This is a genomic window from Arthrobacter alpinus, from assembly GCF_001445575.1.
In the GTDB taxonomy this organism is placed as follows: domain Bacteria; phylum Actinomycetota; class Actinomycetes; order Actinomycetales; family Micrococcaceae; genus Specibacter; species Specibacter alpinus_C.
Map to the genome: position 1 here is coordinate 1,021,955 of NZ_CP013200.1, position 14,460 is coordinate 1,036,414.

Genomic DNA, 14,460 nt, shown 5'->3' on the forward strand with positions numbered 1-14,460 from the left:
GGCCTCGGGGATTGCCGCTGGTCGAGACCCTAGTCTCGACCAGCAGGATCCTTTAGTCCCTTCTATCGAGCGGTATAGCCGCCGTCAACAACCAACTCGGAACCAGTCATAAAAGCGGCGTCGTCGCTGGCCGCGAACAAGATGACGGCGGCGACGTCTTCCGGGCGGCCTAGGCGAGCCATGGGAGTGGTTGCGGTCAATAGTTCACGGTCCGTCTCGCCCAAGATGGGGGTCTCAATGAAACCTGGGTGCACTGAATTAACACGCACACCCTCGGTGGCCCAGCCGAGTGCGGTGTTTTTGGTCAGTGTGCGCACGGCGCCTTTTGCAGCCGCGTACGCAGGTGAGGTGCCAAAGCCGCCGACGATCCCGAACATGGAGGATACATTGACCACGGCGCCGTTGCCGGATGCCTTTAGGGCTTCTGCAGCTGCCTTTTCGCCAAGGAAAACGCTGGTTTGAGTAACCGCGATTACCTTGTTGTAGGTCTCGAGGCTAGTGACTTCAATGGGCTCGTTGTCGCCAATGCCAGCATTGTTGACCAGTACATCGAGCCGGCCAAACTCGCCGAGCGTGAAGGCCACGGCATCGGCCCAGCCTTCTTCGCTCGTCACATCGAGGTGAAGTGCGCGAGCAACACCGCCGGCTGCCTCGATCTCAGTAACCACTTCATTGGCCAATTGGTCTTGCACGTCGGCGACGACGGCGCTGCCACCCTCGGCTGCGAAGCGAACAGCCGTGGCACGTCCGATGCCACTGGCGCCTCCGGTGATGATGCCAACACGTCCAGCAAATCGGTTCATTGTCTTACCCTCATTCACGTGGGCCACGCCTGAGCATGGCAATTAGAAATTCAACTATCCAACACTTGTCGGATAGTTGTTAGGCTACGCTGGAACAACCCAAATGACCAGGGGCGATGTGCTGCATTACTAAGCGGAAGGGTTAAGTGAACACACACCCGGAGGGGGTTCAAAAGACCTTGGAAGAAGATGTCTCCGCGTTGGATCCTCGGGCGCTACGTAGTAGGGAGCAACTAGCGGTAGCTATTTTGTCTCTCGCGTCTGAGCGTGACATTGACACCGTGACGGTCGCGCAGGTGGCCGCAGAAGCGGGGATCAACCGCTCCACCTTTTATCAGCATGCCGCTTCGCCAGCGGCGCTGCTGCGGTCAGTCCTTTCCGCGGAGTTGGACGTGGTGCGGGCTGAACATCTGGACGCCTGCGGAGATATTGCGGTCGCTTTGGGTGAACTCACTCACGGCGTAGTGGGGCATATCGACGCCCGCCGAAGGATCTATCGCCAAGGCTTAGGATCGGGCAGTGGTTCCGCAGCTCTGCATTCAATGCTCGGATCCCACTTTGAGCGCTCAGCGTTGCTGCTCATCGAACACCGTGGCATCACGGTTCGCGGAGTGACGGGCCGACCAGTTCCAGTAGCCATGGTAGCCCGGTTTCTTGCTTATGCAGTAGTCGGCGCTTTCGAAACCAGAATCTCGGAAGATGGGCCGCGCCCGGAACGGGACTTCATGGAAGATTTACGTGCGCTGATGCCGCCTTGGTGGCCCATCGCTTAGGTTCGGCACGTCTGGGGCCGTGGGTGCCTATCTAGGCTAGCGTGACCCTGTCGGTTTACTGGAGCTGGAGCGCGCGTCGTTTGGTTTTACGGGCCCACGTCGCCATGCCGACCGAGATGAGAATGCGAATCACCGGTCGGTGATCGCCACTTCACGCAGTGCTTCTCGATGGTTGTTGACGGCCCAGCCACGCCCAGTGCTATTGTTATTATCAAGTTGATAATAACAATCCTTGGAGGGCTTCATGACACCGCTCATCGACTGGCTCAACGCCACCGCATTCACGCTGATCAACAATCCCGTGAGCTGGGTTGAGGTCATAGGCTTCGTTACGGGTGCCGCGTGTGTCTGGGGAGTGGCCCGGCAGAAGATCTGGAACTGGGGCGTCGGCATCCTGAACAACATTGCCTTCGTAATCCTCTTCCTCGGCGCCGGCCTCTACGGTGAAACAGTCCTCCAGATCATCTTCGCTGCGATTGCCGTCTTCGGCTGGATCAAGTGGTCGCGCGGAGCCCATGGAAAAGCTGGCAGCAACGATCTGCCCATCCGAGACGCAACACGAGCCGAAGTCGCGGCGGGAGCGAGCGCAACAGTCCTCGCCACGGCTGCCATAGCCTACTTGCTGCACGCGGGAACTGACTCGCAAGTTCCCATCCCCGACGCGTTCGTGTTGGCTGCATCGCTCGTGGCCACCTACGCCCAAGCCAAGAAGATTTTTCAACACTGGTATGTGTGGATCATGATTGATCTGGTCTCGATTCCGCTCTACTTCAGCCGAGGACTGGCCCTGACAGGCATCCTATACATTGGTTTCTTGGCCTTGTGCATCTACGGCCTAGTTGGCTGGAACCGCCTCCGCACCACAGCAAACCCCGTCAATAGAGAAATGGCAGGAGTCTGAAAATGAACACAAACGCCCTCGTCATTGGTAAGTTCTACCCGCCCCACGCCGGCCACCGGCACCTGATCGAAACGGCAGCTGCCGGTGCCGGCCATGTTTACGTTCTCGTCCAGGGGAGCCGCTTTGAAACGCTCACCGCGGCACAGCGGGCGGACTGGCTGAGAGAAGAGTTCGACGGCGCCAACGTCACCATCGTGCCCGTCCTTAACGACTGCCCCGAAGACTATGCCAGCGATGAGATTTGGGCCGCGCAGGTGGAGAACATGCGCTGGGCATTGAAGGCCCACGGCGTGAAGAAGATCGACGCCGTCTACACCTCGGAAAGCTACGGAGACCGTTTAGCGCAAGCGTTCGACGCCGTCCACGTCCCCGTGGATCCGGCCCGCGAAACCCACCACATCAGTGGAACTATGTGCCGCGAGGACCTGAGCGGGAACTGGTGCCAGCTGGTTCCTGCAGCCCGGCGCGGACTGGCTGTCCGGGTGATTGTGGTGGGTGCGGAATCGACAGGAACCACCACGCTTAGCGAGGACCTGCGGGCGCACTACCGCCAGCAATTCCCTGCGATCGCCGACGTTCCCGAATACGGCCGCTACTACACTTACGAGTTGCTTGAGGCGCTGCAGGGCACGCACGCCGACGCTACCGTAGAGGATCTGGTCTGGACGGCTACCGATTTCGGCATCATTGCCAACCGCCAGACCGAGTTGGAACAGGCCGCCGCTGAAGCCGCGCCGCTGGTCATTGCGGACACCGACGCTCTGGCCACCACGCTCTGGGAACGCTACTACCTAGGCGATGGAAGCTACGGATCGTACGGCGCCCAGACTCACTTACCCCGCCGGGACGTGTACCTGCTGACGGATCACAACGGCGTCGATTTCGAGGACGACGGTTGGCGCGAAGGCGAACACCGCCGCCCTGAAATGACCGACTGGTTCAAGGAGACACTCACCGACGAAGGCCATTCATGGATCCTAGTCACCGGCAGCCCCGAACGCCGCCTCGCCACCGCCACGGCTGTCATCGACGCCATGCTGAACCAGCAAAACACGTTCACCTCGGCCGCCTGGCAGAACCGCACCGTTCTGACGGTGGCAGCATGATCCCCAACTCCTCCCAGGGCTCGCAAGCTCGCCCCGGGGCCCTCGGAGTTGGGGGCCCATCGGAAGCTCGCCCCGGGGCCCTAGGAGTTGGGGGCCCATCGGAAGCTCGCCCTGGGGCCCTCGGAGTTGGGGGCCCACCCGTAACAGAAGCCACGTTCCTGGCAGGCTATGACCCCCAGGATTACCCGTCCGTGGCCTTGACCGTAGACCTGGTGGTCTTCGCGGTAGTCAACAAGGTGCTTCACGTGGCGCTGGTTGAACGCGGTGCTCAGCCGTTCTTGGGTAGCTGGGCTCTGCCCGGCGGGTTTGTGGGGACCGCAGAGGACGCTTTGTCCGCCGCACACCGGGAACTCGTTGAAGAAACCGGGCTGGATCTGGGCACACACCGCGTGTTTGTGGAACAGCTCGCCACCTTCAGCGAACCGCAACGGGATCCACGGATGCGGGTGGTCTCCGTGGCGCATCTGGTCCTGCTGGCTGGAGACGGCGCCAGGTTGGTGGAACTACGGGCAGGCACGGATGCCTCTGACGCCCAGTGGCTGCCCGTCCATGAACTGGATCGGACAAGCCTGGCCTTCGATCACGCAGAGATCTTGGCTGCCGGGTTGGAACGGCTCGCCGGAAAAATGGAATACACCACCATCGCCGCGGAGTTGGTCCCGGAGGAATTCACCCTTTCGGCACTCCGTGACATCTATACGGCGGTGTGGCAGTCGGAACTGCCGGCCGGGAACTTCACCCGGAAAATGCGCGCATCCTTGACCCCGACGGGACGAAAGGTGCAGGCAGTGGGGGCTCCGGCGTCGCTCTTCACAGTAGCCAGCGAGTGGATATCTCCGCCGTGGTCCCGGCCGCGCGCAGGAGTTTGAGAGGCTAACGTGGTGTGGGCAGCCAGCCGTGCCCGGCCAGCCAAGATTGGCACAGTGAAGTCCATGCTTCTAGGGCCCCCAGGCCGGTGGCGAGCCCTTTGCCGTGCTCGCCGCGTTCAAAAACATGCAAGTCAAACGGCACGTCGTGAGCGGCCAAGGCGCTGGCATACAGCAAAGAATGGCTGACAGGGACACCGCCGTCGTCTGCCGTGTGCCAGAGGAAGGTTGGCGGGGTCTGTGCGGTGACAAGGGTCTCCGCGCTGAGTGCTTGCTGCTCGTTGATGGTGGAGTCACTGCCCAGGAGATTGGTGAGTGAACCAGTGTGAGGTTGGTTGGTCATGGAGATGACAGGATAGGCCAGGATTGACAAGTCAACTCGTGCCTCGGCTGAGGTTTCGGCGGAGCCAGCAGCTGTGGAAGCCAGTGCCGCCAGATGGCCCCCTGCGGAAAATCCGATGACGCCAATACGCGTGCGGTCAATGTCCAGCTCCAGTGCGCCGGTGCGAGCGGCGATGAGCACATCCTGAACGCGACGTAGTCCGCTCGGGTGCCGATGCGGCGCTAAGGGATAACGGACTACGAGGGCGTTGAGCCCAATACTCGAGAGCCAATCGGCAACAAGAGTACCTTCGTGGTCGGCATGCATCTGGTAACCGCCGCCGGGCAGAACTAGCAGCAGCGGCGCACCCTGTTCTGATGACTCTGAACCGTGCAATGCAGAGCATGCGCGGAAGGTTAGATCATCATCCTGAAATGACGGTTCGGCAGTGGCTGGTGGGTACGTAGCAGCATTAGCTACCGGAACGGGGGAGGGGCTGTTCATGCCACTACGGTAGCCATTACCGCTGTGCGAAACGCAATACGCTAAGAGTGACGGGCGTCACGCTTAGTAACTTTTGGCACAATTTGTGAGCAGCGCTTCGATGATTTAGCGTGCGTATGCCACGGTTCGTCTTCGCACGCCTTTGGCAGTTCAGTGGGGGAGCAGCCAGCCATGGGAACCGAAGCTCACCAGGGCCCGTTGAGCTGGACAAGCCCAGTAAAGGTTGAGCTGGACAAGCCCGGTAAAGCTGGGAGAATTTGAAGGAGGGCCGGATGTAGCATGCGGCCTGGATTGGCAAGGGGGACACCATCGAAAGTCAGGCCGTGGAAGTCGCGGGAATTGCAGTGGATGAATCACGATTTCGGGAACAGACGCTCAAGGACGCCGCACAGGCCATCCGCAACACCATTGTGGGCAGGCTTCATGATGATGGACTGAACCACCATGACGTGCAGTTCCGTGTGAAGAAGCCTGAGTCTGCGGCCGAGAAAATGATGCGTCGTGGCCCTGATGGCGAACTGAAATACCCCGGTGGCCTAGCCAATCTTGATGACTTGATTGGCGTACGCGTCATTCTGTATGTGGAATCGGACATTGAAGCCGTGGCAATCGCCCTGAGCAGCCAATTCATCTGCCACGACGATGAAGACAAAACGGCCATGATGCGTAAAAACGGTGGTATTGGCTATGCAGGACGGCATCTGACGCTGGAAGTGCCTGCGGATCATCCTCCCACCAACTGCAAGGACTATGCCGGATACCGCTTCGAGGTTCAGATCCGCACCGTTCTTCAGCACGCTTGGGCCGAATTTGAACATGACATCCGGTTCAAGGGCTCCAGCGGCGACAATGCCGAGATTAGCCGGGCCTTCACCATGGCCTCTACGCTGATTGAACTGGCGGATCAGCAGTTCGTCAATATTTCCGACACTCTCAAGAGGTTGCAGTCCGAGGGTGCCATTGATGCTGTTCCGCAGACTCAAACTCTCGACGCCGGATCCCTTCAGGGAGTGTTGACACGGGCCTTCCCGCAGTACCGCAGCAGCAAGGAAAACCAGTACGACTGGATGGTAAACGTTCTGGCTGCCAACGGGATCGATACCGTTAGTGCGGCCGAAGACTGGTTCCGCTCCATCGACCCGCACCGGGTGGCCAAGCTGATGGAATACCGATTCAACCCGGGTCAGGTGCGGATCGCCGACGATCTGCTACTGCAGTCCTTCGGAGAATCGTACGTGGACGCCACCAGTTTGTGGGCAGCGATAGGAACCGCGAATCCAAGCTGCGATCGAGACTCCGCCGGCTCCGCACCGAGTGGGACAGCCAGCAAGAAGACTGAACGGCGACGTCCCTTCCGGCGCTTCAGGGCGGCCTGGCCAAACGGCGCGGCCCGAGTGCCGCTGCCGTGGTTAGCCTTGGGTGGCCGCCCATTCGGCAACGCGCGCGGCACTTTCCTCTTCGGAAAGATCCTCGACACGGGTCAGGATGGACCACCGGACCCCAAACGGGTCTCGGATACTGGCAAAGCGGTCACCCGAGACAAAGTTGGTGGCGGGTTCTCGCACCGTGGCGCCGGCCGTGACCGCCCGCTCCAACACGGCATCGACGTCGGCGCAGTACAAGCCCAGCGAATAGCAGTCGTCCTCACCAACGGGCGCGGGAACCAAGTGGTACGCGGGACTCGGTTCACCAAGTTGCAGATGGCCGTTGGTGAACTCGAGCTCGGCATGGGCCACCACGCCGTTGAATTCAGTGACAGAGACGGCTCTGGCCCCAAAAACTTCTTTGTAAAACTCGATGGCCTCGGCCGCTCGAGGGATGCTCAGGAACGGGGTCAGGCTGGTGAGCCCATGGGGGACCCCATGAGTCGTGTTCTGTCCATGGGCGGCGGTGTTTGTTTCTTGTGAAGTAGTCATGCACTTGAGGCTACGCAGCCGCACTCAAAGGTGCTTGTAGATTCGCGACTTCATGCTCCATAGACTGGCGAGGTGCCCAGTTCCTTCAAAGGGATCCTGTATCCCGCCAGCCTGCCAACCTTCCATCGTCTCCCCGCGCCCCAACACCTCGAACACCTGGTTCAGTGGTTCTGGATACCGGAATGGGACCTTGAACCTGGCCGGAGCTTACGCCAGCAGGTGATCGCTTTTGCGGCCTGCAATGTGGTGGTCCAAGCGGATCACGTGGAAATCGCCGGACCAACAACCCGACTCTCCCACCAGGACCTGACGGGACGAGGATGGGCGGTAGGCGCGCTGTTGCGCCCCGCGGCCGTTCCGTTCTTCACGGGAATCCGGCCACGCTGCGGGATGTAAAAGTTGACCTTGAGCTGCCCGAGCTTCAAAACGCCGTAGTTCAGGCCATGGAGCCTCCAGCTGCGGGGACGCTTCCTGAAACCCGGCGTGAAAACGCTGTCGCCGCATTTTCTGCGTGGCTTGCCAACACCGTTACGGAGATTTCGCCGGAGGCTCGGCTCGCCAACGCCATGGCTGAGTTGATCGCCGGCAACCCCAGTGTGGTGCGGATCGAGGACGCGGCAGCCCGGCTGTCCATGTCCACGAGAACTCTGCAGCGGTTGTCGCAAAAGTATGTGGGCCTCAGTCCCTCAGTCCTTATCCGACGGCGTCGGCTGCAGGAAGCCGCCGAACGTACCCGCACCCAACCGGAGACAGACCTAGCAAGCATTGCCGTTGAATTCGGCTACGTGGATCAGGCACATCTCACCCATGATTTCCAGAAAGTTCTGGGGCTGACACCGGGTAACTACCGGCGTGCGGTGGGTCAGGGAAGCAACGAGGAAGCTTTTGTGACGCGGCGTGAATTCCCGTGACCCTGCGCGTCAGAGTCGTTGAGCGGCTCCGGGAATTTCCCTACCGTTGAGCCATGTCTGAAAACTTGCCCGGGACGAATGAAGTAAAAACCATCCGCATTGTGGCCGGGCAAAAAACCCGACGCAAAATTCGCGGCATCGAGATTGCGGCCATCGCCACCTTGATTGGCTTGATCGGCGCGGGTGCAGCCGTTGCCTCGTCGGCGTCCCGCAACGTCGAAACAGCTGTAGCTGCGCCTACTCAAGCCGAGACTTTGAAATTGGGCTACTTTGCCAACGTCACCCACGCCCCGGCACTTATCGGCGTCAACAACGGCATTCTGGCAAAGAATCTGGGATCCACAGCGTTGGAAACCCAAGTATTCAATGCCGGCCCCGCGGCCGTTGAAGCCCTCAACGCCGGGGCCATCGACGCCGCCTATTTAGGCCCCAACCCCGCCATCAATTCATTCGTCAAGAGCGGCGGCGAATCCATCCGCATCATCGCCGGCGCCACCAGCGGCGGCGCTCAATTGGTGGTCAAACAGGGAATTACCACGGCCGCAGCGCTCAAGGGCAAGGTCCTGGCCACCCCACAACTGGGCGGCACTCAGGATGTGGCCCTGAGGTCATGGCTCGCCGGAGAAGGATTTGCCACGACTCCCAGCGGCGGTGGCGACGTCACGATCAACCCCACCGACAATGCCAGCACCTTAAAACTCTTCCAAGAGGGAAAGATCGACGGCGCTTGGCTGCCCGAGCCCTGGGCCTCACGTCTGGTACTTGAAGCAGGGGCCAAGGTCCTGGTCAATGAGGCAGACCTCTGGGACAAGGGCGAGTTCCCCACCACCATTTTGATCGTCAACAAGAGCTACCTGGACAAGCATCCCGAAACCATCGAGTCCCTGCTGACCGGCAACGCGGAGTCCATCAGCTGGCTCAATGAGCACCCCTCCGAGGCTGCCCAGGCTGTCAACGCCGCGCTCAAGGCCCAGACCGGAAAAGCCCTTGCCGACGATGTCATTGACAGGTCCCTTCGCGAACTGACATTCTCCGCCGATCCGCTAGCCGCAACGTTTCCCAAACTCTTGGACCACGGCGTCACGGCGGGAGTGGGTACACAGGCCAATCTGTCCGGAATCTTTGACCTGGCACCGCTAAATAAGGTCCTGGCCAAGAATAAGCAGCCTGAGGTCTCCGCGGCAGGGCTGGACTGAATCTAAGAATGTGACGTTCCGTGAACCAGCGTGACCCCGAGTGTCAGTTTCATTGAAGCGGCGCAGTCGAATTCCTTACGGTTTAGATATGGAAAAAAGTGGAACTCAGCGACGCTGGCGCGGTGTGGAGAGCCTGATCTTGGCGATTCTCCTGGCCCTGATCGGGGCCGGGGCCGTTGCCGCCGGATCACACAACACGGCTGCACAAGCCACCACTGCTGAGCACACCACCACGGCGACAGGAGTGAGAGCATCATGACGCAGCTGCTGAGTGCGCACGGCAACGCCGGCACAGGTACAGGCACAGGAACTGTCTCAAGCGCAGACCCCGGCGCCGAGAGCGCTGGCCGGGCACCCGTCGTCGTCCTTGAAAACCTTGGCAAGAGCTTTGGCTCCGGTGCCCCCGTGCTGGAGGACATCAATGCCACCATTCGCCAGGGCGAGTTCGTGGCCCTGCTAGGTGCCTCTGGTTGTGGGAAATCGACGCTGCTGAACATTATTTCCGGCCTGGATGGGCCCTCCTCCGGTGCCTTGGAAGTGCCGGCCGATGGCGCCGCGTTCATGTTCCAGGATGCATCGCTCTTCCCCTGGCTCACGGCACGCGGGAATGTTGAACTGGCACTCAAACTCCGGGGCGTGGGCCGGGCTGAACGCAAGGCGCGCGCCGTCGAGCTGCTGGAGCTGGTGAACCTGGGCCACTCCATGGACAAGCGCCCGCATGAGCTTTCCGGCGGAATGCGCCAACGCGTGGCGCTCGCTAGATCGCTGGCCCAGGACAGGCCGTTGCTGCTCATGGATGAGCCGTTCGCTGCGCTCGATGCCATTACCCGGGACCTGCTCCACAACGAGCTGGAACGTGTGTGGAAAGAGACCGGCCGAACCATTATTTTCGTCACCCACAACGTCCGCGAAGCCGTTCGATTGGGCCAGCGAGTGCTGTTGTTGTCGTCCCGGCCGGGACGCGTTGTGGCCGAATGGAACGTCTCCGAGGAACACCGCACGGATGCCGCCGCGGCCGGTGCGCTCACCGCCGACATCACCACCCGATTGCGCCAGGAGATCCGCAAACATGCCTGAAACAGTAACGTCGCCGATGCTCAAGAGCGGCACGGACGACGAAATGCGGTCCCTCGAAGCCGGGCTTGATTCGCTGCAATCGGACGCTGTGGAACGTCGGCGGATCGATTTCTCCCGCGTGCTCCTGCCACTTGCCGCGTTCATTGTTCTGCTGCTGGCCTGGCAGTTCTATGTTTCGTTGGGGCTGCGTCGCCGTGATCTGGTGCCCGGGCCACTGGACGTCCTGGGATCGCTGGGGGCCCTGTGGCAGGCAGGTACGGCGCAGGAAGCAGTCTGGACCTCGCTGCAACGCGGCATCATCGGCTTCACTGTCAGCATTGTGGTTGGCACACCGATCGGACTGCTGCTGTCCCAAGTCCGGCTCTTGCGCCGTGCCTTTGGCCCGCTCATTTCGGGACTGCAGGTGCTACCGTCCGTGGCGTGGGTGCCGGCGGCCATCATCTGGTTCGGCCTGACCGACGCCACTGTGTACTTCGTCATGTTCATGGGCGCTATCCCGTCCATCATCAACGGCCTGATTGCCGGCGTGGATCAAATCCCGCCGCAGTACCGCCGTGTTGGCCAGATTCTGGGCGCCTCGCGTTGGGAGATGGCCGTGAATGTGGTGCTCCCCGCCGCGCTCCCTGGCTATGTTGGCGGGCTCAAACAGGGCTGGGCATTCTCTTGGCGCTCGCTCATGGCCGCCGAAATCATCGCCATGGGAGGTAGCCTGGGCTTCGGTTTGGGCTCGCTGCTGGAACAGGGCCGCCAACTCTCCGATATGGGGATTGTGATGTCGGCGATTCTGGTCATCTTGTTCGTGGGTATCGCCGTGGAGCTATTGGCCTTTGCACCCGTGGAGAAGCGGCTCCTGCGAGGGCGCGGATTGCTGGCCGGGAGCACTCGGTAACAGCTGGTCCACGCGAATCCTGGTGTTGTTGCCCGCTCCGGTAGCGATTCCAAACAGCAGGTAACAGGGGTACCGAAGGCTTGCACCCCGTTTAGCTGCAGTTTGGAATCCTTGGCCAGGTCTGCACCCCGGTTACCTGCAGTTTGGAATCCTTCGCCGGATCAGCACCCCCTTCATCTGCAACTTCGAATCCGATTTCTGCCACGTCACGGGGCTGTTGGTGGTGCCACGGTATGTGTCCTTCCGTGACGCCGCGTGAACGGGTGTAACGCAATCTTTGTTCACCGATATTTCACTTCTCTAAGGTTTTGTTTCATGGCAATTGTGGATCTTTACCCAACCTCGCTCCGGCTCCTGGGCCGCCCCGTTCTGGTGGTGGGCGGCGGCACTGTTGCGGCACGCCGTGCCAAGGCATTGCTCGACGCCGGAGCTCAAGTCACGCTGGTGGCTCCGGTCTTGTGCGCCCCGGCACGGGAATTGGCCGATGCCGGCTTGGTGCGTTGGCATGCACGCGGCTATGAATCCATGGACATGTCCGATGCTTGGTACGCCGTGGCAGCCTCGGACAGCAAGGACGTGGACCGCCAAGTGGCTGCTGATGCCGAAGCCAACCGCGTCTGGTGCGTCAACCACTCCAGCGCTCAGGAATCTGCTGCCTGGACACCTGCCGTGGCCACCGTGGAAGACGTCAAGGTGGCTGTCAATGCCGGGGGAGACCCGCTGCGAGCAGTGGCCATCCGCAACGCCATTGCTGCAGCCCTTGAAACCGGTGACCTGCCACTGCAGCGCTACCGCAATAACGCCAACTCGCTGGCCAAACATCGCGGCCAGGTAGCCCTGGTTGGTGGCGGGCCCGGCGCCGAAGACCTTATTACAGTGCGCGGGCGCAGGCTTCTGGCTGAGGCCGATGTAGTAGTTGCCGACCGGCTGGGCCCGCGCGGACTGCTGGAAACACTCGGTGAAAACGTCAGAATCATTGAGGTCGGCAAGACCCCTGGCCACCATCCTGTGCCGCAAGCTGAAATCAACGCCATCCTGGTCCGTGAAGCCAAGGCTGGGAACCGCGTGGTCCGGCTCAAGGGCGGTGACCCGTACGTCCTCGGAAGAGGCGGCGAAGAAGCCATTGCCTGCCGCGAAAACGGGGTGGATGTGGAAGTTGTCCCCGGCGTTACCAGCGCCGTCAGCGTTCCTGCCGCAGCCGGAATACCCGTGACCCACCGTGGCTTGGCCAAGGCATTCACCATGATCAGCGGCCATGAAGAACTTGAAAACGTCCCGCACGGCAGCGATCACACCGTGGTGCTACTCATGGGCGTGGGCACGCTGAACCGCTCCATGCCCATCCTTGAGGCGGCTGGCCGTGGCAGCGACTGCCCCGTCGCCATCATCGAAAATGGTTTCGCCATGAATCAGCGCGTCACCATCGGCACGCTTGGCACCATCGTGAGCCTCGCTCAGGCGGGCCAGGTGCGCAACCCGGCGGTCGTCGTCGTCGGTGATGTGGTGAGGGTTAGCCCGCTGGCACCTGCGGAAATCGCCACTGCCTACTACGGCACGCGGGAAACGCTCAGTTCTCTCTCTTAGACTTATCCATAAGCCCCTTTGAATCACAAAGAAATGAGCACAGCCGTGTCTTCACACACTTCAGTAGCGCCCGGTACGCAGGATCGCCCGCTACGCATCGCCGTGATCGGCTCAGGTCCGGCCGGCGTTTATGCCGCCGACATGCTGACCAAGAGCGAGCAGGTGCGTGACGGATTGGTTGTCAGCATTGACCTTTTTGATCGTTACCCGGCACCGTATGGTCTGATTCGCTACGGCGTGGCCCCGGATCATCCCCGCATCAAGGGCATCATCAACGCCCTCTACAAGGTGTTGGACCGCGGGGATATCCGCTTCTTCGGCAACGTTGACTACGGAACGGACCTCTCGCTGGAGGATCTGCAGAAGCACTACGACGCCGTCATCTTCGCCACCGGGGCCATCAAGGATGCCGACCTGAACATCCCCGGCATCGAGCTGGACGGCTCCTACGGCGGCGCTGACTTTGTCTCCTGGTACGACGGTCACCCCGATGTTTCCCGCGAATGGCCGCTGACCGCGAAGGAAATTGCTGTCATCGGTAACGGAAACGTGGCCCTCGATGTAGCCCGGGTACTCTCCAAGCACGCCGATGACATGCTCGTCACCGAGATCCCGGACAACGTCTACGCCGGCTTGAAGGCATCGCCTGTCACCGATGTGCACATCTTTGGCCGCCGCGGTCCCGCCCAGGTGAAGTTCACGCCCATGGAGCTGCGCGAGCTCAGCCATTCCAAGGACGTTGACATTGTGCTCTACGAGGAGGACTTCGACTTCGACGAGGCCTCCGACGCCGCAGTCAAGAGCAACAACCAGATCAAGACCATGGTCAACACGCTCACCAACTGGCTCGTGGAGCAAGAGGACGACGCCGCAGACCCCACCACGGGTGCCTCGCGCCGCCTGCACCTGCACTTCCTGCACAACCCGGTGGAGATCACGGGTGAGGACGGCAAGGTCACGGGCATCAAGTTTGAACGCACCGAGCTTGATGGCACGGGCAATGTGCGCGGCACCGGCGAGTTCATCGACTACCCGGTCCAGGCCGTGTACCGCTCCGTGGGCTACTTCGGATCTGCTGTTCCGGATGTTGAGTTTGACCACCAGCGAGGCGTTGTCACGAACGACGGCGGACGCGTCCTTGGTGCGGACGGCACCCATGTGCCGGGCATCTATGCGACGGGCTGGATCAAGCGCGGACCAGTCGGTTTGATTGGACACACCAAGGGCGACGCCCTCGAAACCATCACGCACCTGCTCGCTGACCGCGAAGGGTTGCCGTTGGCTACCGAGGCCGCCCCGGAATCCGTGGTTGAGCTGCTCGAGTCCCGCGGCGTGGAATTCACCACGTGGGAAGGTTGGCTGGAGCTGGATGCCCACGAGAAGGCACTGGGTGCTGCCGCATCCGCGGACGGCACTGTGCAGCGCGAGCGCGTCAAGGTGGTGCCGCGCGACGAGATGGTCTCTGTTTCCCGCGGCGCCTCCATCGTCGGCTAAGCCGGCGCTGCCGGCTCCCGGAGCGGGGATGGCGTGATTTCCTTCCCTCGCTTCGCAAGCTCAGCGGGGAACCCTCGGAAATCTCTTAGCAAGGCCGCTCGCGGCCGAGGAAATCTTA

Annotated in this window: 15 protein-coding genes and 1 pseudogene; 13 read left to right on the forward strand and 3 right to left on the reverse strand. The window is 61.2% G+C overall.

Features of this window, described 5'->3' with window-relative positions; translation table 11 throughout:
* Positions 1 to 62 precede the first annotated feature (62 nt).
* Positions 63 to 803, reverse strand: coding sequence for an SDR family NAD(P)-dependent oxidoreductase (locus AS189_RS04485; protein WP_062286512.1), 741 nt, complete (start codon positions 801 to 803; stop codon positions 63 to 65).
* 146 nt (positions 804 to 949) lie between these two features.
* Between AS189_RS04485 and AS189_RS04490 the strand changes: the two genes are divergently transcribed.
* The 4 genes from AS189_RS04490 (at position 950) to AS189_RS04505 (ending at position 4,452) form a co-directional block, all read left to right on the forward strand.
* Positions 950 to 1,576, forward strand: a complete 627-nt coding sequence (locus tag AS189_RS04490) for a TetR/AcrR family transcriptional regulator (protein WP_062286513.1) — start codon at positions 950 to 952, stop codon at positions 1,574 to 1,576.
* Between the two features lie 244 nt (positions 1,577 to 1,820).
* Positions 1,821 to 2,477 (forward strand): nicotinamide riboside transporter PnuC, encoded by a 657-nt coding sequence (gene pnuC, locus AS189_RS04495; RefSeq protein ID WP_062286514.1) that lies wholly within the window; start codon positions 1,821 to 1,823, stop codon positions 2,475 to 2,477.
* Between the two features lie 2 nt (positions 2,478 to 2,479).
* A complete protein-coding gene (locus AS189_RS04500; RefSeq protein WP_062286515.1) occupies positions 2,480 to 3,583 on the forward strand; it encodes an AAA family ATPase in 1,104 nt (367 codons plus the stop codon).
* 191 nt (positions 3,584 to 3,774) lie between these two features.
* A complete protein-coding gene (locus tag AS189_RS04505) occupies positions 3,775 to 4,452 on the forward strand; it encodes an NUDIX hydrolase (RefSeq protein WP_237759970.1) in 678 nt (225 codons plus the stop codon).
* A gap of 4 nt (positions 4,453 to 4,456) precedes the next feature.
* Here the strand turns inward: AS189_RS04505 and AS189_RS04510 are convergent, their stop codons facing one another.
* Positions 4,457 to 5,275 (reverse strand): alpha/beta hydrolase, encoded by an 819-nt coding sequence (locus tag AS189_RS04510; protein WP_082634073.1) that lies wholly within the window; start codon positions 5,273 to 5,275, stop codon positions 4,457 to 4,459.
* Positions 5,276 to 5,736: 461 nt separating this feature from the next.
* Between AS189_RS04510 and AS189_RS20595 the strand changes: the two are divergent.
* Positions 5,737 to 6,099 (forward strand): annotated as a pseudogene (locus tag AS189_RS20595) (GTP pyrophosphokinase); the annotation flags it as partial.
* Positions 6,100 to 6,684: 585 nt separating this feature from the next.
* Here AS189_RS20595 and AS189_RS20185 read toward each other — a convergent pair.
* Positions 6,685 to 7,191, reverse strand: a complete 507-nt coding sequence (locus AS189_RS20185) for a VOC family protein (protein ID WP_160320883.1) — start codon at positions 7,189 to 7,191, stop codon at positions 6,685 to 6,687.
* A gap of 72 nt (positions 7,192 to 7,263) precedes the next feature.
* Between AS189_RS20185 and AS189_RS21055 the strand changes: the two genes are divergently transcribed.
* From AS189_RS21055 to AS189_RS04545, 8 genes are all read left to right on the forward strand, one after another.
* On the forward strand, positions 7,264 to 7,587 hold the full coding sequence (locus tag AS189_RS21055; RefSeq protein ID WP_337589203.1) for a DUF6597 domain-containing transcriptional factor: 324 nt from the start codon (positions 7,264 to 7,266) through the stop codon (positions 7,585 to 7,587).
* On the forward strand, positions 7,512 to 8,102 hold the full coding sequence (locus AS189_RS04520; protein ID WP_337589204.1) for a helix-turn-helix domain-containing protein: 591 nt from the start codon (positions 7,512 to 7,514) through the stop codon (positions 8,100 to 8,102). The genes AS189_RS21055 and AS189_RS04520 overlap by 76 nt, the downstream gene beginning before the upstream one ends.
* 53 nt (positions 8,103 to 8,155) lie before the next feature.
* Positions 8,156 to 9,298, forward strand: coding sequence for an ABC transporter substrate-binding protein (locus tag AS189_RS04525; protein ID WP_062286517.1), 1,143 nt, complete (start codon positions 8,156 to 8,158; stop codon positions 9,296 to 9,298).
* Between the two features lie 88 nt (positions 9,299 to 9,386).
* The gene (locus tag AS189_RS20190; protein WP_160320793.1) at positions 9,387 to 9,557 is read left to right on the forward strand and encodes a hypothetical protein; all 171 of its coding nucleotides are present in this window, start codon (positions 9,387 to 9,389) and stop codon (positions 9,555 to 9,557) included.
* Positions 9,554 to 10,375: an ABC transporter ATP-binding protein gene (locus tag AS189_RS04530; protein ID WP_082634074.1), complete on the forward strand. Its 822-nt coding sequence runs from the start codon at positions 9,554 to 9,556 to the stop codon at positions 10,373 to 10,375. The genes AS189_RS20190 and AS189_RS04530 overlap by 4 nt, the downstream gene beginning before the upstream one ends.
* Entirely contained in the window at positions 10,368 to 11,264 is an 897-nt protein-coding gene (locus AS189_RS04535) for an ABC transporter permease (protein WP_062286518.1), read from the forward strand. Before AS189_RS04530 ends, AS189_RS04535 begins: the two co-directional genes overlap by 8 nt.
* A 315-nt stretch (positions 11,265 to 11,579) precedes the next feature.
* Positions 11,580 to 12,848, forward strand: a complete 1,269-nt coding sequence (gene cobA / locus AS189_RS04540) for a uroporphyrinogen-III C-methyltransferase (RefSeq protein WP_062286519.1) — start codon at positions 11,580 to 11,582, stop codon at positions 12,846 to 12,848.
* A 33-nt stretch (positions 12,849 to 12,881) separates the two neighbouring features.
* The gene (locus tag AS189_RS04545; RefSeq protein ID WP_193393508.1) at positions 12,882 to 14,342 is read left to right on the forward strand and encodes an FAD-dependent oxidoreductase; all 1,461 of its coding nucleotides are present in this window, start codon (positions 12,882 to 12,884) and stop codon (positions 14,340 to 14,342) included.
* The last annotated feature ends 118 nt before the right edge of the window (positions 14,343 to 14,460 follow it).

Coding starts and splice junctions, on each gene's coding strand:
- AS189_RS04485 (WP_062286512.1), bottom strand. CDS start 803: ATGAACCGATTTGCTGGACGTGTTGGCATCATCACCGGAGGCGCCAGT.
- pnuC (WP_062286514.1), top strand. CDS start 1,821: ATGACACCGCTCATCGACTGGCTCAACGCCACCGCATTCACGCTGATC.
- AS189_RS04500 (WP_062286515.1), top strand. CDS start 2,480: ATGAACACAAACGCCCTCGTCATTGGTAAGTTCTACCCGCCCCACGCC.
- AS189_RS04510 (WP_082634073.1), bottom strand. CDS start 5,275: ATGAACAGCCCCTCCCCCGTTCCGGTAGCTAATGCTGCTACGTACCCA.
- AS189_RS20185 (WP_160320883.1), bottom strand. CDS start 7,191: ATGACTACTTCACAAGAAACAAACACCGCCGCCCATGGACAGAACACG.
- AS189_RS04520 (WP_337589204.1), top strand. CDS start 7,512: ATGGGCGGTAGGCGCGCTGTTGCGCCCCGCGGCCGTTCCGTTCTTCAC.
- AS189_RS04525 (WP_062286517.1), top strand. CDS start 8,156: ATGTCTGAAAACTTGCCCGGGACGAATGAAGTAAAAACCATCCGCATT.
- AS189_RS20190 (WP_160320793.1), top strand. CDS start 9,387: ATGGAAAAAAGTGGAACTCAGCGACGCTGGCGCGGTGTGGAGAGCCTG.
- AS189_RS04530 (WP_082634074.1), top strand. CDS start 9,554: ATGACGCAGCTGCTGAGTGCGCACGGCAACGCCGGCACAGGTACAGGC.
- AS189_RS04535 (WP_062286518.1), top strand. CDS start 10,368: ATGCCTGAAACAGTAACGTCGCCGATGCTCAAGAGCGGCACGGACGAC.
- cobA (WP_062286519.1), top strand. CDS start 11,580: ATGGCAATTGTGGATCTTTACCCAACCTCGCTCCGGCTCCTGGGCCGC.
- AS189_RS04545 (WP_193393508.1), top strand. CDS start 12,882: ATGAGCACAGCCGTGTCTTCACACACTTCAGTAGCGCCCGGTACGCAG.